The sequence below is a fragment of the Ureibacillus aquaedulcis genome, from assembly GCF_030418165.1.
GTDB classification, from domain to species: Bacteria; Bacillota; Bacilli; order Bacillales_A; family Planococcaceae; genus Ureibacillus; species Ureibacillus aquaedulcis.
Genome location: NZ_JAUHTQ010000003.1, coordinates 327,325 through 346,439 on the forward strand (window position 1 = coordinate 327,325; position 19,115 = coordinate 346,439).

22 protein-coding genes and 1 other annotated feature are annotated in these 19,115 nt (G+C 37.8%); of the genes, 12 read left to right on the top strand and 10 right to left on the bottom strand.

Annotated elements, in window-relative coordinates:
• Positions 1-5: 5 nt before the first annotated feature.
• Positions 6-938 carry a ferrochelatase gene (hemH, locus tag QYB95_RS06380; RefSeq protein WP_301137452.1) on the bottom strand — a complete coding sequence of 311 codons (933 nt, stop codon included), beginning with the start codon at positions 936-938 and terminating at the stop codon, positions 6-8.
• A gap of 100 nt (positions 939-1,038) precedes the next feature.
• The gene (gene hemE / locus QYB95_RS06385; protein WP_301137453.1) at positions 1,039-2,088 is read right to left on the bottom strand and encodes a uroporphyrinogen decarboxylase; all 1,050 of its coding nucleotides are present in this window, start codon (positions 2,086-2,088) and stop codon (positions 1,039-1,041) included.
• A gap of 413 nt (positions 2,089-2,501) precedes the next feature.
• Between hemE and QYB95_RS06390 the strand changes: the two genes are divergently transcribed.
• Positions 2,502-3,020 carry an antibiotic biosynthesis monooxygenase family protein gene (locus tag QYB95_RS06390; RefSeq protein WP_301137454.1) on the top strand — a complete coding sequence of 173 codons (519 nt, stop codon included), beginning with the start codon at positions 2,502-2,504 and terminating at the stop codon, positions 3,018-3,020.
• Positions 3,021-3,178: 158 nt separating this feature from the next.
• Here QYB95_RS06390 and QYB95_RS06395 read toward each other — a convergent pair whose 3' ends face one another.
• Together QYB95_RS06395 and QYB95_RS06400 are read right to left on the bottom strand one after the other, a co-directional pair.
• Positions 3,179-4,162 (bottom strand): ornithine cyclodeaminase family protein, encoded by a 984-nt coding sequence (locus QYB95_RS06395; RefSeq protein ID WP_301137455.1) that lies wholly within the window; start codon positions 4,160-4,162, stop codon positions 3,179-3,181.
• Positions 4,163-4,193: 31 nt separating this feature from the next.
• A complete protein-coding gene (locus tag QYB95_RS06400) occupies positions 4,194-5,540 on the bottom strand; it encodes an MFS transporter (protein WP_301137456.1) in 1,347 nt (448 codons plus the stop codon).
• A 201-nt stretch (positions 5,541-5,741) separates the two neighbouring features.
• Here QYB95_RS06400 and QYB95_RS06405 point away from each other — a divergent pair, with 201 nt between their 5' ends.
• Entirely contained in the window at positions 5,742-6,242 is a 501-nt protein-coding gene (locus QYB95_RS06405; protein WP_301137457.1) for a helix-turn-helix domain-containing protein, read from the top strand.
• 49 nt (positions 6,243-6,291) lie between these two features.
• Here the strand turns inward: QYB95_RS06405 and QYB95_RS06410 are convergent, their stop codons facing one another.
• Together QYB95_RS06410 and QYB95_RS06415 are read right to left on the bottom strand one after the other, a co-directional pair.
• On the bottom strand, positions 6,292-7,491 hold the full coding sequence (locus QYB95_RS06410) for an ABC transporter permease (RefSeq protein WP_301137458.1): 1,200 nt from the start codon (positions 7,489-7,491) through the stop codon (positions 6,292-6,294).
• Positions 7,484-8,224 (bottom strand): ABC transporter ATP-binding protein, encoded by a 741-nt coding sequence (locus QYB95_RS06415; protein WP_301137459.1) that lies wholly within the window; start codon positions 8,222-8,224, stop codon positions 7,484-7,486. Before QYB95_RS06415 ends, QYB95_RS06410 begins: the two co-directional genes overlap by 8 nt.
• A gap of 106 nt (positions 8,225-8,330) precedes the next feature.
• Here QYB95_RS06415 and QYB95_RS06420 point away from each other — a divergent pair, with 106 nt between their 5' ends.
• The 6 genes from QYB95_RS06420 (at position 8,331) to QYB95_RS06445 (ending at position 11,802) form a co-directional block, all read left to right on the top strand.
• A complete protein-coding gene (locus QYB95_RS06420; protein WP_301137460.1) occupies positions 8,331-8,753 on the top strand; it encodes an HIT family protein in 423 nt (140 codons plus the stop codon).
• A gap of 140 nt (positions 8,754-8,893) precedes the next feature.
• Complete coding sequence (locus tag QYB95_RS06425) at positions 8,894-9,427, top strand: tryptophan transporter (RefSeq protein ID WP_301137461.1); 534 nt, start codon at positions 8,894-8,896, stop codon at positions 9,425-9,427.
• Between the two features lie 183 nt (positions 9,428-9,610).
• Positions 9,611-10,000 carry a YtxH domain-containing protein gene (locus QYB95_RS06430; RefSeq protein ID WP_301137462.1) on the top strand — a complete coding sequence of 130 codons (390 nt, stop codon included), beginning with the start codon at positions 9,611-9,613 and terminating at the stop codon, positions 9,998-10,000.
• A 166-nt stretch (positions 10,001-10,166) separates the two neighbouring features.
• Positions 10,167-10,724 carry an HTH-type transcriptional regulator Hpr gene (locus tag QYB95_RS06435; RefSeq protein ID WP_301137463.1) on the top strand — a complete coding sequence of 186 codons (558 nt, stop codon included), beginning with the start codon at positions 10,167-10,169 and terminating at the stop codon, positions 10,722-10,724.
• A 243-nt stretch (positions 10,725-10,967) separates the two neighbouring features.
• A complete protein-coding gene (locus tag QYB95_RS06440) occupies positions 10,968-11,510 on the top strand; it encodes a DUF3267 domain-containing protein (RefSeq protein WP_301137464.1) in 543 nt (180 codons plus the stop codon).
• 106 nt (positions 11,511-11,616) lie between these two features.
• Positions 11,617-11,802, top strand: coding sequence for a hypothetical protein (locus QYB95_RS06445; protein ID WP_282991218.1), 186 nt, complete (start codon positions 11,617-11,619; stop codon positions 11,800-11,802).
• A 215-nt stretch (positions 11,803-12,017) separates the two neighbouring features.
• On the opposite strand, the gene QYB95_RS06450 is transcribed toward QYB95_RS06445, so the two are convergent.
• Positions 12,018-12,116 (bottom strand): YjcZ family sporulation protein, encoded by a 99-nt coding sequence (locus QYB95_RS06450; RefSeq protein ID WP_301137465.1) that lies wholly within the window; start codon positions 12,114-12,116, stop codon positions 12,018-12,020.
• Positions 12,117-12,256: 140 nt separating this feature from the next.
• Here QYB95_RS06450 and QYB95_RS06455 point away from each other — a divergent pair, with 140 nt between their 5' ends.
• Positions 12,257-13,171 carry a peptidylprolyl isomerase gene (locus QYB95_RS06455; protein ID WP_301137466.1) on the top strand — a complete coding sequence of 305 codons (915 nt, stop codon included), beginning with the start codon at positions 12,257-12,259 and terminating at the stop codon, positions 13,169-13,171.
• Between the two features lie 43 nt (positions 13,172-13,214).
• Here QYB95_RS06455 and QYB95_RS06460 read toward each other — a convergent pair whose 3' ends face one another.
• Positions 13,215-13,550: a zinc ribbon domain-containing protein YjdM gene (locus QYB95_RS06460; RefSeq protein ID WP_301137467.1), complete on the bottom strand. Its 336-nt coding sequence runs from the start codon at positions 13,548-13,550 to the stop codon at positions 13,215-13,217.
• Positions 13,551-13,708: 158 nt separating this feature from the next.
• On the opposite strand from QYB95_RS06460, the gene QYB95_RS06465 reads away from it, so the two are divergent.
• Entirely contained in the window at positions 13,709-14,287 is a 579-nt protein-coding gene (locus QYB95_RS06465) for an SCO family protein (protein ID WP_301137468.1), read from the top strand.
• A 112-nt stretch (positions 14,288-14,399) separates the two neighbouring features.
• Here QYB95_RS06465 and yhaM read toward each other — a convergent pair whose 3' ends face one another.
• On the bottom strand, positions 14,400-15,338 hold the full coding sequence (gene yhaM / locus QYB95_RS06470; RefSeq protein ID WP_301137469.1) for a 3'-5' exoribonuclease YhaM: 939 nt from the start codon (positions 15,336-15,338) through the stop codon (positions 14,400-14,402).
• A 222-nt stretch (positions 15,339-15,560) separates the two neighbouring features.
• Between yhaM and QYB95_RS06475 the strand changes: the two genes are divergently transcribed.
• The gene (locus tag QYB95_RS06475; RefSeq protein WP_301137470.1) at positions 15,561-15,746 is read left to right on the top strand and encodes a YhzD family protein; all 186 of its coding nucleotides are present in this window, start codon (positions 15,561-15,563) and stop codon (positions 15,744-15,746) included.
• Positions 15,747-15,788: 42 nt separating this feature from the next.
• Here QYB95_RS06475 and QYB95_RS06480 read toward each other — a convergent pair whose 3' ends face one another.
• Entirely contained in the window at positions 15,789-16,571 is a 783-nt protein-coding gene (locus QYB95_RS06480; RefSeq protein ID WP_301137471.1) for an enoyl-CoA hydratase, read from the bottom strand.
• Positions 16,572-17,069: 498 nt separating this feature from the next.
• Positions 17,070-17,313: a binding site (T-box leader), on the top strand.
• Between the two features lie 147 nt (positions 17,314-17,460).
• Between QYB95_RS06480 and serA the strand changes: the two genes are divergently transcribed.
• Entirely contained in the window at positions 17,461-19,080 is a 1,620-nt protein-coding gene (gene serA / locus QYB95_RS06485) for a phosphoglycerate dehydrogenase (RefSeq protein ID WP_301137472.1), read from the top strand.
• Positions 19,081-19,115: the final 35 nt, after the last annotated feature.

Sequence of the window (19,115 nt, forward strand, 5' to 3'; positions counted from 1 at the left end):
TCGATTTAATGCGATAATTTATTATAAATAGCATCGACCATTGCATCTATGAATAAAGGATGAGTGTTCGGCATAGGAGGACGGCGATAAGTCGCTCCAAGTTCATCACATACCACTTTACATTCATAGTCATTATCATATAAAACTTCTAAATGCTCCGTAACAAATCCTACTGGAATATATACAAATGAACGGTAACCTTTTTCCTCATATAATTCACGAGTTAAATCCTGCACATCCGGCCCCAACCATGGTTCCGGCGTTTGACCGGCTGATTGCCAACCTACTTCAACGTTTTTAACGCCTGTTGCTTCTTGAATCAAGCGTGCTGTTTCAATCAACTGTTCTTCATATGGGTCGCCGGCTTCTTTAATTTTCTCTGGTAAAGAGTGGTTTGAAACGATCAGGCAAGCTTTTTCACGTTCTTCATCAGACATTTCCGCAAATGTATTATTTACGGCTTGCTTCCAATATTCAATGAACTTAGGCTCGTAATACCAAGATTCTACCGATGTCAACTTCATATCGCTGCCTAATTTCTCGATCGTTTCTTGTGCACGGCCATTATAAGACTTGATGGAAAATGTCGAGAAGTGTGGAGCCAGTACGATAGAAACTGCTTCTTCAATACCGTCATTGATCATAGCTTCTACTGCATCTTCAATGAAAGGATCGATATGTTTTAAACCGATATATAATTTATATTCCACTTCATCTTGCACTTCATTTAAACGAGCTTCCAGGCTCTGCGCTTGTTTTTTTGTCATTTCGGCAAGTGGAGAAATTCCGCCGATTGCTTTATAGCGGCTTTTTAAATCCTCCAAATGCTCTTCTGAAGGTTTGCGGCCATGACGAATATGTGTGTAATATCTTTCAATATCTTCTTCTTTGTATGGCGTTCCATATGCCATAACTAATAATCCACGTACTGGTTTCATTTTGTTCACCTCATAATTTTATTCAATTTATGATTTTCCTCTAGAAAAATAACACCATTTACTTTAGCTAAACTATTATATTATCGCTTATCATACCATATTAGCCTAGTTGGTTTACGCGTTCACGGCTATACTCATGAATGAAAGTTGTCAGGCGTTTCAATACATCCGGATCTACTTCCGGGAAGACGCCATGACCTAGATTGAAGATGTGTCCAGGTACTTCAAGTCCTTGATCGATAATATCCTTTGTTCTTTGCTCAATTACAGACCAATCTGCAAGCAGCAATGAAGGATCAAGGTTACCTTGTACCGGTTTCATAACCCCTAGCTCACGTGCTTTCCGAATCGGCATACGCCAATCCAGGCCAACAACATCGATTGGTAGGTCATTCCATTCATTGACTAAATGACTGGCACCGACACCAAACTGAATCAACGGTACGTTTTCTTTGCGCAATTCGCCAAAAATGCGGGTCATTACCGGTTTGATGAACACTCGGTAATCCTCTACATTTAAAGCACCAACCCAAGAGTCGAAAATCTGAATTGCTTTCGCCCCGGCTTCAACCTGTGCTGTAATGTCTGCAATAATCATATCGCCCAGCTTATCCATTAGGGCAAACCAGCTGCGCGGTTCCGATACCATAAATGATTTTGTTTTGTTGTAATTACGGGAAGGACCGCCTTCAATCATGTAGCTTGCTAAAGTGAACGGTGCACCTGCAAAGCCGATTAGCGGAACATTCAACTGCTCCTGTGTCAGCAATTTGATTGTTTCCAATACAAATGGTGTATGTTCTTTCGCATTGAAATCCCCAAGTTTTTCAACATCTGCAACAGTACGGATCGGGTTCGAAATGACCGGACCTACTCCTGCTTTAATTTTTACGTCCACACCAATTCCCGGTAGTGGCGTTACAATATCCTTATAGAGAATTGCCGCATCCACATTATAGTTTTCTACCGGCAATCTTGTTACATAAGCGCATAATTCCGGCTGATGTGTAATTTCTTCAAGAGAATACTTTTCTTTTATCTCGCGGTATTCCGGTTGAGAACGGCCTGCTTGCCGCATATACCATACTGGAGTGTAATCTGTACGCTCGCCCCTTGCTGCGCGCAGTAATGTATCATTAAATGCTTTCATCTAAGTACCTTCCCCTCAATTATTAATCAATTACCCTTTAGCGTATTCATCAATATCTTGTGAACGGAAATTTCATATTGTAAGCCTTTTCTTACCGACACGAAATTTTTTTCAACAAGGAAGCAAATAGCTATTTTGATCAAACAAAGATTATAAATATGTCATTGATATCCGTTTTCAAATATATACTTTTAGCGGGATATTGTATAGTTTTATCGACCAAATGTCATAAAATTGTTCTATACACTAAGCTTTTCCATCATAAGTTTTGACAAAAAATTGTTATTTTGTTCTTATTAAAATAGGAAAAGCGAAAGCAGGGTTTAAAAATACCTTAATTGAGGTATTGCAAACCTATTGACGCTTCACTATGTAGTTGTAGTGTAATTTCAGGTAAAAGGGGTTGGATGCATATGTTTATTTACTTAACTTCCGGAACTGCTGATTTTATGGAAAACTTACGAAAAAAATATGTACCGAAAGAGAAGATGTTTGTACTGCATGGTTCAGGCAACTCTGTGCTTCTTCATGAAACCGAAGGAAAATCAGTCTTTGCAACACCACGCAAATACGAGGTAATCGACAGTGTTAATCCACTTGAGCAAACAGGATACTTTGTATTCAACAACATTCCCGTCTCTGATGAAGGCAGGCCGGTTTTTGAAAAGCGCTTTTTAAGCCGCTCCGGTGCAATCGAAAAAGAACCTGGGTTTATTGCCTATCGCTTACTGCGCCCCATTGCTTCCGATACGTATATTGTCGCAACTCAATGGACGGGTCCAAGTTCTTTTGAAGCATGGAAGAACTCACAAGCCTTCAAAGAAGCGCATAGCAAGCCAGACCGTACAACACCAGGTGTCCAGCAGCAAAACATTTTCAATGCTGCAAGCTATGTTACAACCTATTCAGGAAAACTTGCTGAGGAAAAATAGAACACTTGGCTTAGCGTACTCCATTAGATGAAGTGCAATGGATACTTATACAGCTGAAGCGTATATTTTTCAACTCTTCAATAAAAATGAGCTGACTAACTTAGTCGTTGCAATACGACTTTGTCGGTCAGCTTTTCTCTTATTTAAATTGCATAATTTTATACATCGATAGAATAACCCTTGCTACCGTTCAGCGACTGCTGGTAAACCCCTTTTGCAACAGCCAAATCATAGTAGGAAGCCCCTACCGATTTAAAGAAGGTAATTTCCTCCTCATTCTCTCTCCCCTGTACCTGACCACTTACCAAGTCTTGCAGCTCTCCATAAACTTGATGGAATGACCAAATTCCTTCCTTGCTCGCTTCCATTAACTCTCCTGCTTCCTCCATCGCTCCATGCAAATCATCCACAACGATTTTGGAGGCTGTTATAATAGTAGTACGGTCAAGTTCGTGCATATGCGGTAAATAAGAGCCTACACCATTTACATGTGTTCCCGGTTTTAAGAATGCCCCATCAAACACAGGCTTTGTTGAATTGGTCGCACAGCAAATAATATCCGCTTTACTCACCCCTTCATTGACTTCATCTACAATATGAATAGAAGCATCCACTCCCATATCCTTTAACCTTTGAGCAAATAAATCAGCCCGATTTGCCGTACGATTAAACAAAATAATTTGCTTTATATTACGTACTGCCAAAACTCCTAAAGCCTGTTCAAATGCCATAGCCCCCGTACCAACTACCGTTAATACTTCAGCCTCTTTCCTGGAAAGATAGTCGGTTGCAATGGCCGTCATTGCACCTGTTCGAAGACGGGTTAAATAAGAAGCATTCATCATGGAAAGGTGTTCGCCATTTTCGGTACTTGTTAAAATAATGATCCCTTGCGTAGTTGGCAGGCCCTTTTCCGGGTTACTCGGAAAAATCGATACTACTTTCACCGCTGCTATATTATTTTCCAGGTCTGCACTCGGCATATATATAGAGGTACTATTTTTATGCGGGAATTTCAATACCGTTCGATGAGGCGATAGCACTTTATCTTGTACTTTCGCATTTAATGTTTGCCGAATATCTCTAATCGCATCTTCTACCTTATAGAAACTTTTAATCTCTTGTTCATTTAATATAATCATTTGTAACACTCCGTTATATAATTATCGTCTTCTACTGTTGTACCACCTTTTCTTTACTAGCAACATTTCGATCATGACTGTCCATTTTTCCATTTATAAATTCATCAAGTTCCTGATTGCTTTTCTCTTTTACAGCCAATACTGCAACTAAAGAAATCACAGCGGTTAAAATGATATAAAGTGCTACAGGAACATAGGAATTATCAAATCGCACCAATAAGGCTGTAGCCACTAATGGCGCAGTCCCCCCTGCAACAGCGGCACCAATTTGATAGCCCAGGGAAACACCAGTATAACGAACTTTTGCATCAAAAATTTCTGAGAACATTGTTCCTAATACAGCCGTGATTGGCGCCCATATGATTCCCAATCCAATAATTGTAGCAATTAGAAGCGTGGCAAATGTCCGTTGCTCCAGTAGCCAGAAATAAGGGAATGCATAGGCCATCATAGCGATTGTTCCGTAAATATAGACCTTCTTGCGTCCAATCTTGTCAGATAGACTCCCCATAACAGGCATTAAAATTGTTGTCACAATCGTCCCAATCATGACCGCTACCAATACCTGAGTACTTGTAAAGCCCAAGTTATTCGTTCCATATGACACAACAAAAGTCGCGAAAATATAGAATGGCGCTGTTTCAACTACCTTCCCACCGATGGCAATAAGAACTTCCTTCCAATGGTATTTAAAAATATCGACGATCGGTAGTTTAGGTATTTCTCCTGATTCTTGCACCTTTTTAAATGACGGTGTTTCATCCAGTCCTTTTCTTATCCATAATCCAAAAATCACCAGCAAGCTGCTTGCAACAAATGGAATACGCCAGCCCCACGAGATAAATGCTTCTTGGGAAACTACCGAAGTGATGAGTGTTAAGGCACCCGATCCCAAAAACATACCGATTGTCACACCCATTTGAGGGAAAGCCCCGAATAATCCACGCTTATCCTTTGGCGCATATTCCACTGCTAGCAACAGTGATCCGCCCCATTCACCGCCTATTCCGATACCTTGTACTAGACGTAAAGTAATCAATAAAATGGGTGCAGCTACACCAATTGCTTGATAAGTAGGAAGCAAGCCCATTAATACAGTGGCAACACCCATAATCGTCAGGGTCATAACCAACGTTTTTTTCCTTCCGATTCGATCGCCGATATGACTAAAGATGACCCCACCCAAAGGGCGTATAAAGAAGGCCAAAGCCAACGAAGTATAGGCTAACAATAATCCGACGGTCGGGTCTTCAGTAACAAAGAAAACTTGGTTAAATACTAGTGCCGCAACGGTTCCATAAAGAAAATAATCAAACCATTCAATTGAACTACCTACCAAACTAGCAATCCAGACTTTCGTCATTTGACTTCTACTCATAAATTTCCTCCTTTTCATAATTAAAGCCCCACTTAAATTTATAAGTAAAAAATAAAGGCCAGGATCAGATTTAAGTGACACTTAAATTTATTGATAAAATTATTACACACTTTAGAATTTTCAGTCAATAGTTTTATTTCTTTGAGCAACTTCCTTCTCTGGAGTATAATTTTGGTAGCTTAGTATGAGGACGTGTTGCACATGACCATAGGTGAAATCTTGCGAAAAACCAGAAAAACAAAAAAGATGACGCTTAAGTCCCTATCCGAAAAGACTGGCGTTTCAATCAGTTTTTTATCTCAAGTTGAACGGGACAAGTGTAATGTCACGCTGGAATCATTAAGGAAAATCAGTGACGCATTAAATGTTAATCCAAGTATATTTTTCTCTGAATCCAAAGATGAAAGTTTCGGAGAAAAAATATTCCCATTCTATTACGAAGATCTTTCAAACAACATAACTCAAGCTTCCTTCCATCCTATTCTCGTTACCTTGAAACCGAAGGAAAACGTGGGTAATGAATTTACCCATTATGGTCATGAATTTATCTATGTCATCAAAGGGACACTTACCATTTCATTGGAAGGGAAAATAACAGAGCTGCACGCAACAGACTCGATGATGCTTGAATCGACCCGTCATCATTATTGGTGGAATAATAGCGAAGAAGAAGTTCAATTTCTGCTTGTTTCCACTTTATAAAAAAACAAGGAGTACTAAAACATATCACAGTTTTAGTACTCCTTTTTCATTAGTATTCAATTGAAGGGTCCTTTGTCATCTGGAAAGTCAGTTCACTAACTGCAATCACAAGAATACCTGTTACAAAAAACAATGGTTGTCCTATAGAACATAACATTACAACAATCGCCTGGATTACCATAAAGAGCCTTAATACTTTGCGCACAGCATTCTTTCGTTGTGAGCCATCCACTGGGTAAAGCCGATCCATGCGGAAATCACCGGAGGATAATAAAGCATATTTTAATTGAATCGTTGTAGCGAACCCAAGAGCTGCTGCAACAATCCACGTAACAATCGGTATATTAACGAACAATGCGATTAAACCCGAGATGGCCGTTAACCGAACCCACAAATAAAAATGGTCATCCGTTCGAATGAAGGTACGGTACACTAAGTAGCTTTGTGTATTTTTTTGATTGTATTGCACAATGGAATAGATGAAATTCAACCAGCCTCTTCTTCGGATGGAGCCATGTAAATGTGGCACGTCCGTAAAATAATTGGCAAATCGGTAAAAACCCATCATCCGATTTTGCTCAACCTTCACAAAATGCTCGTAAGGGATCGGCTGCAGCTTCACTCTCTTCGCCAATGTACGATTGTACACAAATAATAGAATGATAAAGATAATCACATAGGAATACCCGTCTGTAAGTGCAGATTGCACTGTTAAAATCGAAAGGACTCCCCGAGTGATTCGATCGATAGCTAAGCTAGCCCCACGATTGGCATAACGATAGTTAAACTCGCTATGTACATTGAGATACTTTAAAACAACGATAACCGCCAACCCCAACCAAATTTGACCTGAGGATAATTCCGTTACGGCTTTCAGTAAGGGGATTGCGACGATATAAATAATGAAAGGAAGTCCTGTCTGCGACCAAAATGTCCATTTGAGTGCACTGATGAAATAGCTAGACATTTTCGACTCCAATGGCAATAAGTACACTTGGTCCGGTTCTCTAAGCAAGGTAACCGGCCGACTAAGCGCTAAAATGAAACCAATTGCCATTGCGACAATCCACTCCGCGGGAAAAGTACCAGCTACCTCTTTTAACCACTCGCTATACTGATACCCTACTGCACCAATGACAAAGACTAGTACGAGTGCCAAATGGCCTGTAAACACAAAGCGCATATATTTTTGCACTTCCGTCATATAGTGATTAAACCGCTTTGACCATACCTCCTGCAAATTATTCATGGTCTTGCTCCTTTGTCATGGCGATATAGAGGTCATCCAAAGTTGCATTTGGCATTTGGAAAGCTCTGCGGAGATCATTCATCGTCCCTTGAGCGCGTACTCGCCCTTCATGCAATAAAATAATCCGATCACAATGTTTTTCCGCCGTCGATAAAATATGCGTAGACATAAGGATGGAAGCCCCATCTTTTTTCTTCTCATCCATTTGTTCAAGTAGCGATTGAATCCCTAGTGGATCAAGGCCGACAAAAGGCTCATCTATAATATACAATTGTGGGTTTACCAAAAAGGCACACATGATCATTACTTTCTGGCGCATCCCTTTTGAGAAATGGGAAGGAAACCAGTTTAAGCGTTTCTCCATGCGGAATTCCTTAAGCAGGCTTTGCGAACGCACCTCCAGCGTCTGTTCATCAATGCCATAAGCCATTGCAGTTAATTCAAGATGCTCCCTTAAAGTTAGCTCATCATATAAAACCGGTGTTTCTGGAATATAGGAAAATGAAGAGCGATATTTATCAAGATCTTCACTTAAAGTCACACCATTTAAACGTATTTCTCCCTGTTGAGGCAGGAGTGTTCCGATAATATGCTTAATCGTCGTACTTTTCCCAGCACCATTCAAACCGATTAAACCTACCAGCTCTCCTTCACCGATTGTAAAAGATAATTCTTTAATTACTGGTTTTCTTGTGTAACCACCTGTAACGTCTGTTAGTTGTAGAACTGTCATAATTTATTAGTCACTCCATTCTTTTTTCAGTTTAACAAAAATTGTGATTAGAATCAGTTCTCATATGTTAAAATTACTTTAAAATGTTTTTGAAAGGATGTTACGAATGAGCGATTGTATTTTCTGTAAAATTATTGATGGGTCAATTCCCAGCACGAAAGTCTATGAAGATGAAAACGTATATGCCTTCATGGATGTCTTCCCTTTGACAAAAGGGCATACATTACTGATTCCAAAACAGCATGTCCAGGACTTATTTGAAATGCCGGAAGAAGTGGCAAGAAACCTTTATGCTGCAGCACCAAAAATTGCCAATGCCATTAAAGCGGCTTTCCAGCCACAAGGCTTAAATACGCTTAATAATAATGGGGCATTTGCAGGTCAATCGGTATTCCACTATCACCTGCACTTCATTCCGCGTTATGACGAAACAGACGGATTAAAACTTAATTGGGAAACAAAACAAGGAGAATTTACACCTGACATCCTTCAATCCGTAGCAGCCCAAATCAAGGAAAATCTTAAATAGAATAAACGATAATATTAGTATTCTATTACACGAGGTTGCAAAATATATCTTTACAGATTAAAATCAATGTAAGTTTCGCTAACGGCAATGAGTGCACGTTAGGAATCCAAGAGAATAGAATTGTAGAGGAGAGTTTAGAAATGAATACAAAAAACTTAGTTTTAATGGCACTTTTAGTAGGTGTGGGTGCGGTACTTTATCTGGTGATTCCCGGGTTTGTACAAGGCATGAAACCTGACTTCATGCTGACAATGATGTTTATAGGGATTCTATTATTCCCTACCTTTAAAGAAACATTTTTATTAGCAATAACAACAGGAGTTCTTTCAGGTCTTTTTTCAACATTCCCAGGTGGCTTCTTCCCAAATATCATTGATAAATCAATTACAGGTTTTGTGTTCTTAGGCATTGTATTAGCTGTTGGCCACTTAATTCAAAAGGTTGCAACAGGAACAGTTCTTGTTGGAATTTGTACAATTGTTTCAGGAACAATATTCCTTTCAATGGCATTATTATTAGCAGGATTACCTGGTGATGCCACATTTGGCTTTTTATTTGTGACAGTTGTTTTACCTGCTGTTGCATTTAATGCTATTGCCTTTATCATCATCTATCCAATTATCACAAACCTTCTAAAACGTGCAAATTTCAAAACATCCGTGTCACAAGCATAATTCGAGTGTAGTTAAAGTCAAAACTGACTTTGACTACACTTTTTTTCTATTTTCAACACCTTCATCCCTCTTCCATTCTTTTTAATTCGGCAAATTCATGGTTTAATATGGGTAAGAATAGGAAATTTTAAATTAAAGGATACAAGGAATGCAGTAAATTACATATCACAAGGAGTGGAATAAATGCGTACAAAACCTTTTTTAATTGGATTATCAGCCGGTGTTATTGGAGGACTTACAGCTTTGCTCTTCACGGCACCTCAACCAGGAAAACAAATCAGATCGAACATCTCCAGAAATTCAAAAATTGCTAAGTCGTATCTTGGCGAAGTTAAGCATCATTCTGTAAGCGTAAAAGACTCTTTTACGACAATAAAAAGTGAAGTGAAAAATAATATCCCAGAAATAATAAACGGATTAAAACACTCCTTTTCAAGATTCTCCCAGGACATTGAACCAGAAACAGCGAAGTTAAAAGAAGAAATAGATGGTTTACAGAAATCTATTATAGAAATCGAGAATAATTTATCAGATTTAAATAATAAGAAGAAGAAAGAGGAAGAAAAAGAGTGATTCTTTCATCCTAGAATCTGGCACTTACTTGAGTAGAAATCAACTATTTTTTTCTAATTTATAACATTTTTTCACCTTAATTCAATTATTTAATTTTTCTAACTTTAAACTTTTTTCTTTTACTGCTATAATATTTTTATAATGTAAATGAAAGAAGGTGTTTGCTTTGTCAGAAAATTCATACACAATGAAAGAAGCCATGCTCTATAGCCAACGAATAGCACAATTATCCAAGGCATTATGGAAAGCGGTTGAAAAAGATTGGCAGCAATGGATTAAGCCTTACGATTTAAACATCAATGAACACCACATTCTATGGATTGCATTTCACTTAAAAGGCGCATCAATTTCTGATGTTGCTAGATTTGGCGTTATGCATGTTTCCACTGCTTTTAACTTCTCCAAAAAACTTGAGGAGCGGGGCTTACTGGAGTTTTCGAAACGTGATGACGACAAGCGCAATACGTACGTTGAACTTACGCAAAAAGGCTCTGATTTAATTTTGGAAATGTACGACCATTATTACGATACACATCATTCAATCCTTGAAGGATCTCTAGCATTAAAAGAACTATATGGTAGATTCCCAGAGTTCTTAGATGTTATGGCAGTTATTCGTAACATTTATGGAGAAGATTTTATCGAGATTTTTGAACGTTCATTTAAGAACTTCAAAGACTCTATTGTTGAAAACGAAGATCAACAACTCATTTTGAAAAGATGAATTTGAACAATTCAAGCTTGCTTGCATGAATACAATATAGAATATCAAGGATTATTATGAGTGTAGCGATACACTCTTTTTCTTTTTCCATAATCTTTATCAAAAAATTTTTTCTAAAATACAGTAGCAATTGCCTTTCATATCATTTACAATATTTTCACTGCAAACGGAAGTAAAAATAATAAATAGTTGCTCACAATAAACTTAATCATTCTAAAATCCATAAAAAAGGGGTCGTCCATCTTGCATTGTTGGAAGACAATTAACATAAAAAAGGAATATGGCTCTGCATGGCTAACAACTATGGCTATTTCTTTATTTATAATTGTTTTTTCTTTATCATTTTTAGTATTTGGCCGTATTCATCCAATATTTTATCGGGATGATGTTTTCTGGCTATTTGCTCTTTGTTTGGTGCTGATCTATCCAATCCATAAGCTGCTGCACTATTATTCATTGTTTGAATATAGAAAATCGGTTAAATTACGTGTCAAAATCGAGTATAAATTCATTCCAATCATAAGAATGCGTATAAAAGCCATCATCCCGAAGAAGAGATATGTCTTCACCCTGGCAGCGCCCTTTATTATCATTAATGGCCTGCTTATATACCTTGCTGTTGCCTATGAAGAATACGCTCATTTTTCGTGTTTATTATTGGCCTACCACTGCAGTATTTGTTTTATCGATTTATTATTTATAAAAAATTTAATCCGGGCACCAAAGGATTCTGTCATTGAAGAAACACCTAAAGGCTGTGAAATTTTGGTTCAGTCAATTATCTAGGCCATTAGTTTGTGTATTCAGTTTTGTATTTAAGAGGGACCATTTACTTGTGTTATATTGACATTTTTTGTATCCTTAAAGGAAGTGAAAGAGGGGAGGAATAGATTTGCTACTTTTAATTGTAGTGCTATTCTCAGTATTTTATTTATTCCAGATTAATCGGATGACATATGCACTAGTTACGCAAAAAGACATACCAGAAGAAAAACATGAAAAAATATTCCGAACTATAAATATATTAATCACTATTTTATTAGTATCATTTTATGTTGAAGTTTATGTAGCATTATAAAGATTAAGCCTGAAATTTACCCAATGATAATTGGGAAACGGTATTTGTACGTTCAAGTTTTTGAAAACCAGGTTGATCGCCAGCCTTTTGGGCTATTGAATCTTAGTGACACTTATGGAGGTAAGTCAGTTTACTTTCTTATCCGCCAAAAAGGAGCTAAAGGCTAATGCCTTTAGCTCCCTGTCTCTTTCGTACTTTAGCTTGTTCCCTACTAATTAGTACATATAAGCTGCACCAACAATAATTAATAGGATGAACAATACAACCAATAGAGCGAAACCAGTTCCATATCCGCCACCGTAGCTATTTCCCATTACGACACCCCCTTTCAAGAACTATACTATGCTTGCATGCAAACTGTGCTTAGGCAAACGAACATGCAACCATTTTGTTTTTGAAACGTTTATGATATAGTTACTATTGATTTCAATCCAAGTTAGGAGAGTATACACACATGAAAAAACCATTTTTAGCAATAACACTGGCTACTTCTGTTTTCGCTTTAGCAGCTTGTAGTAATTCCGGCGACGAAGTAGTAGTATCCACTACTTATGGTGACATTACAAAAGATCAATTTTATGAAGACGTTAAATCACTTGCCGGGAAAGCATTACTGGAGCAAGTTGTTGTTGAACAAGTTCTAGAAAATAATTATGAAGTTACTGATGAAGAAGTGGACGAGCAATTCAACTCAGTAAAAGATCAATATGGCGAGTCTTTTGAAACCGTGTTAGCAGAAAACGGTTTAACAGAAGAAGCATTTAAAGATAATGTACGTTTCCAACTTCTACAAGATAAAGCGACTAAGGATGTAGAAGTAACAGATGAAGAAATCGAAAAATATTACAACCAAGCTAAATATGAACTTAATGCACGTCACATTCTAGTTGCTGACGAAGAAACTGCCCGTACTGTAGTTGAAAAATTAAAAGCTGGCGGCGATTTTGCAGAACTAGCAAAAGAATACTCTTCTGATGGTTCAGCATCCAGCGGTGGAGAGCTAGGCTGGTTTACAGTGGGCTCCATGGTTGATGAATTCAATGATGCTGCATATGCACTTGAATTAAATGAAATTAGTGAACCAGTACAATCTCAATTCGGCTACCATATCATCGAAGTGACGGACAAGCGCGAAGTTGAAGATTACGGTACTTTAGAAGAGAAAAAAGACGAAATTAAAGAAGCAATTGCTGCTAAAAAAGGAGATTTTACAGCTAAGATCTCAGAATTGCTAAAAGATGCAGATGTGGATATTAAAGACGAAGATCTAAAAGAAGCTTTATCTACTTATCTAACTACTGACTCAGATACTGCTGATAAGGCAGAAGATACTTCTTCCGATAAAGAAGCAGATACTTCTGAAAAGTAAAATGCAAACGCGTAAACATAAAGTTTACGCGTTTTTCTTTGTATTAGATTTTTTTGACAAACTCCGACTTTAACTTCATAGCCCCAAATCCCTCAATTTTACAATCGATATTATGGTCTTCATCAACAAGTCGGATATTTTTTACTTTAGTCCCTACTTTTAAAGTGGATGAACTTCCCTTCACCTTTAGATCTTTAATTATCGACACTGTATCGCCATCCGCCAATCGATTGCCATTTGCATCTTTTACAACCAATTCATCCGCTTCAAGCTGTTCGTCTCCTGTCATCCATTCATGGGCACATTCCGGACACACGAATTGTTCCCCATCCTGATATGTATACTCCGAATTACACTTTGGGCAATTTGGTAAACTCAATCCCCTTCTCCTCACTCTCTATTTAGGTCAAGTCATAAGTATATAGAAATTCCTTCCTTACTTCCAATAATTCTTAAAAGGAAGTTTAAAACTTTTAAAAGGGCAAATATTTCTCTTTTTTGTACAAACTATAATCTAAAAACAAAGGTGTGTTTGTGATGAAAAGAATTTATCTGTTAGTTTTAGTTTGTATTTCCGTTCTTTCTGGATGTTCCGCTGCAAAATTTGAAGCTGAGCATGATTTTAAAGTTAAAGATTTTCAATTCACCAATCATCGAAACGACACAGTTTCCTTGGAAAGCCTTAAAGGCACCCCATGGCTCGCCATGTTTATATATACTCGCTGCAGCACAGTTTGTCCTCCTATGACCTCCAATATGGTAGATGTACACAACGCAATTGAAAAAGAGAACATTGAAAATTACAAAATTGTTGGATTTACGGTTGATCCCGCCCATGATACACCAGACATTCTAAACAATTATCTCTCCTATTATCCTGTAGAGAATACATCGAAATGGGAGCTGTTAACAGGTTATAAGCAAACGGAAATGACCCAATTTGCCCTGCAATCCTTTAATACCGTCGTAAAAAAGTTAAGGGGTTCGGATGATGTTGTCCATGATATCAAGTATTTTCTTGTAGACCAGAATGGAACGGTTGTTAAATCCTATGATGGCTACAGCGAAGTTCCCACCGAGGAAATAGTGAATGATCTAGAAAATATACAAAAGTAAGCCGAACGAAAACATGAGGAAACTTCAGGGTGAAGCTTAACATCTCCTTTTTACACAAAATCCTAAATAAAAAAACAAGGCACTTTACCATTTGGGTGCCTTGTTTAATTGCCTATTCGAATGTAGGTTTATAGAAAGATCGGTTGTCCAATGGGAATAGTCTTTCCGTAAATTCACCAGGTTTCGTCTTCGCTAATGCTCTTGTCAGCATATTCATTTTTGCATCAATATTATCAATATAGTGGAGAATTTCAGCCTCTTGAATCATTGGTTTCTTCGGGCTCCCCCACTCTTCTTTCCCGTGATGCGATAAGACAATATGCTTTAGAATCACGACTTCTTCGCCATCGATATTTAATTCTTTTGCCGCTAGACCAATTTCATCCACCATGATTGAAATATGGCCAAGTAAATTCCCTTCTACTGTGTACGTAGTGGCAATCGGGCCGGTAAGTTCCTTCACTTTTCCGATATCATGCAGGATGACACCTGCATAAACCAAATCTCTGTTCAACGAAGGGTACAGATCACAAATAGCTTTTCCTAGACGAAGCATGGAAACGACATGATCAATTAACCCTGACGCATAATCATGATGGTTTTTGGAAGCCGCCGGAAATACAGAAAACTCCTGTTGATACTTTTTAAGAATGTATCTCGTAATCCGTGAAATATTTGGATTTTTAATTTCAAAGAAGAATTGCGTCAACTCTTCATACAGTTCCTCTTTCGGCGTTGTAGCAGAAGGAAGAAGGTCATTGATCTGGATACCCTCATCCGATTTAGCAACTCTGATCTGTTTGATGCGTAGTTGGTTTTTTCCTCGATAATCATGAATTTCGCCGCCAACTTGTACAATGACTTCAGGTCTGTACATTTTTTCATGGTCTTCGTTCGTATCCCATAGCTTTGCCTCAATATCCCCACTCTTATCTTGCAGGATGAGTGTCATGAAAGGTTTTCCTACGGTTGTAACTCCTTTAGTTGCTTGCTTGATTAATAAAAATTGATTTACTTGTTCACCCGCTTGGAGTTGTGTGATTCCTTTCATTCAGAAAACACTCCTTTTTTATATACTAGTTCTAGACTCACTGATACTACTATTGTAACATGCAAACCCGACTGATACGATTGAAATTCATAAGAACTATTTACTTTAGCAACATCCATAAAGCTAAAAATAGGATAATTTGGAAATCCCGTTAATTCCATGAATTATCTCATTATTTCTTGTATAATGTACTATATCTTCTATAAAAGGGGTAGGGATGATATGGAAAATTTTCGATTTACGGCTTTTGAGAAAACGGGGGAAGTTTTATTCGACGAGGTTTGGACATTTGAAAATGAAGAAATGGCGAAGGTAGAGGGACAAAAACAAATTGAAGAAAAAGGGGTAGAAAATACGACGCATCGCCTTGTGAACTCTACCGGTAAACTTGTTTTATTCCACGTTTAATGATGATGAAAGGCGCCTCGAAAAGCTCGAGACGCCTTTTTATTATTTTCCTTTAAACTGTTGTGCCCTTTTTTCGATAAACGCCTTGATTCCTTCAAGATGGTCTTCTGTTTTACGCATCTTCACTTGTCCGGATGCTTCCCTTTTTAAAATGTTCGTTAACTCCATCATTTTTTCTCCGTGAAGTATTTCTTTTGTTTCTAGCATTGCTAAAATCGGAGAAGATAAAAACTTCCCAACGAGCTGGTCTACAAAACTTTCCGCTTCGCCTTCGTCTACATGGTAATCTATAAGTCCCAATCGGTACGCTTCTTCCGGGTTCATTATATCCCCAGCCCAAATCAGCTGTTTTGCTTTTGGTGTGCCAACTCGTTCCTTCATAAAGAAATGGCCGGCACCATCCGGTATTAGCCCAATACCGATGAAATTCATGGCAAGTTTGCTATTCTCTTCTGCCACGATCACATCGCATCCTAACGCCAAGCTAAACCCTAAACCTGCAGCGGCCCCTCGGATTTGCGCTATCGTGATCATTGGCAACTGGTAAAGAGCTAGGACCATTCGCGATATATAGTTCATAATGCTCTCGAAGTCCTTTGGATCACCTGAAGTAACCATCATTTTTATATCACCGCCAGCGGAGAAAATATTTCCTTCGCCTTTAATAACCAAAATCTGCACTTCAGGATTATCCCTTAAAAACTCCAGGCAATCCGCAAGTTCCTCCATCATTAATAGATTCATCGAATTTGCGACTTTCGGTCTGTTGAATGTCAAGGTTGCACGTCGATCAGCAATTTCTATTTTTATTGTTTCATACGCCATTAATTACCCTCCATTTCTTTAGTGAATCCTTATTCAGTATATACATTCAATTTTTCGCTGCAATTTCCCTTTATCTTCATATATATTTGCCAACTTTTCTTCCCGTAAACAGATATCCCAAAAACATCAACATTATCATTTTATAGTTTTCTTGACTGATAATTACTTCACTTTCAACTTAAGGAGCTTTCTTTGAATAGATAGGAATTATTCGTTTTATCGTGTTATTTCCCTAAACACTCTACTTTTCTTCTAACATGCTTTGTAAGCATCTGCGTACTAATATTCTGACTTATCAAGTAATTCCCAGCATTTTTGAGCTATTTGACAATATTTTTCGGGTACTCTAATATACGAATATTAATTTATTATTATCTATATAATGTTCGTTTTTTAGTTATTTAAGTAAGCCTTTTCATATGTTTTTTTTATTTTTTTTAGAAATTATGTTGACAGAACTGAACGATAGGTATTATGATGTTAACAATTAAATCAACGAAAAATATTATGACGGAGACATGCTCGTTCGTTTGAAACCTTTAGAGAGCTGATGGTTGGTGAAAATCAGCGTTTTCGACGATTGCGGTTCCACTCCAGAATAGATTGGCTGAAAACTAAAAAGTATGCCTATCCGCTTCATGCACGTTACGCATTTGCTTAGAGGTTGCAAAAAAATTTTTTTGCAACGAATAAGGGTGGTACCGCGTGAGTGAGTATGATAAGTTTGCCTTTCGCCCCTTACATTAATTTGTAGGGAGTGAAAGGCTTTTATATTTTTTGCGGGCATAAAAAGTAGTCATTATTTTGGTGGTTTATGGTTTTATGCATCAAGTGTCAACACAATAGTCTAAATTTTTTGTGAAATAAATTTTAAAGGAGCGTATTATCAATGGTAACAAAAACTGCAACTGCTACTAACTTAATTAATGTATTTATTGCTGATCCACTAAGTGAAGATGGTATTTTCCCACTTCGCCAAGAAACAGAATTAAATCTGAATGTCGTGATTGAAACAGGTCTTACAGCAGAACAACTAATTGAAAAAATTGAAGATGTTCATGTACTTTTAGTACGTAGCCAAACAAAAGTTACTCGCGAAATCATAGCGGCAGCCAAAAACTTAAAATTAATCGGCCGTGCTGGTGTCGGGGTTGATAATATTGACTTAACTGCTGCTACGGAACATGGTGTCATTGTCGTAAATGCACCGGATGGAAATACCAACTCTGCAGCAGAACATACCATTGCAATGATGACATCACTTGCCCGCCATATTCCACAAGCCTATAATGCATTGAAAAACGGTGTTTGGGATCGTAAATCTTACGTAGGTGTTGAACTTAAAAACAAAACTTTAGGTGTTGTTGGTTTCGGACGTATTGGTACTGAAGTAGCATACCGTGCGAAGGGTCAACGTATGAATGTCATTGCTTATGATCCTTTCTTAACAGAAGACCGTGCAAAAGAACTTGGCATTACCAAAGGTACAGTAGATGAGGTTGTTCAAGCGGCTGATTTTATTACGGTACATACGCCACTCCTGCCTGAAACACGCAACCTAATCAATAAAGATAAATTCGCGATTATGAAAGATGATGTACGCATCATTAACTGTGCACGCGGTGGGATCATCGATGAAAATGATCTATATGATGCAATCGTGGAAGGTAAAGTTGCTGGTGCTGCCCTTGACGTATTCGTGGAAGAACCTGCAACAAATCACAAATTATTAACTTTGCCTCAAGTAATTGCTACACCACACTTAGGTGCATCAACAATTGAAGCACAGGAATCAGTAGCAGTTGACGTATCAAACGATATAATTAAATTCTTTAAAACAGGTACTGTAACAAACCCGGTTAACATGCCATCAATTCCAAAAGAGTTATTGGCTCAAGTGGAACCATTCTTCGAACTAGCTGAAAAATTGGGGAAATTCCTATCTCAAGTAACAACTGAGCCGATAAAGGAAATCAACATTTCTTATGCGGGTGAAGTTGCAAACTATGATGTACGTCCTTTAACATCTAACAATTTAAAAGGATTACTGCAAAAAAATCATGGTGAACATGTAAATGATGTTAATGCCCGTTACTTATCTGAACGAATCGGCATTAAAATTAATGAACATAAAACAACAACTGCCAAAGGCTTTACAAACCTAATAACAGTTGAAGTAAAAACAGAAAACGAAGTTCATACAGTTGCTGGTACACTACTTAACGGTTTAGGCGCGCGTATCGTAAAAGTTGAAAACTACGTGGTTGACGTGATTCCTCAAGGTCACCTTCTTTATATTAAGAACATTGACAAGCCAGGCGCAATCGGTCGCGTAGCAACAAAACTTGCCGAAAAGGATATTAACATCGCAACAATGCAAGTAGGCCGTGATCAAGTTGGCGGTACTGCCATCATGATGCTTACAATTGACAACGGCGTAACGGAAGAAGATTTAAACTATGTAGCACAGCTGGAAAATATCGATGAAGTAAAGGCAATTACACTTTAATATTATTATGGATGCTTCACTATTGGTGAAGTATC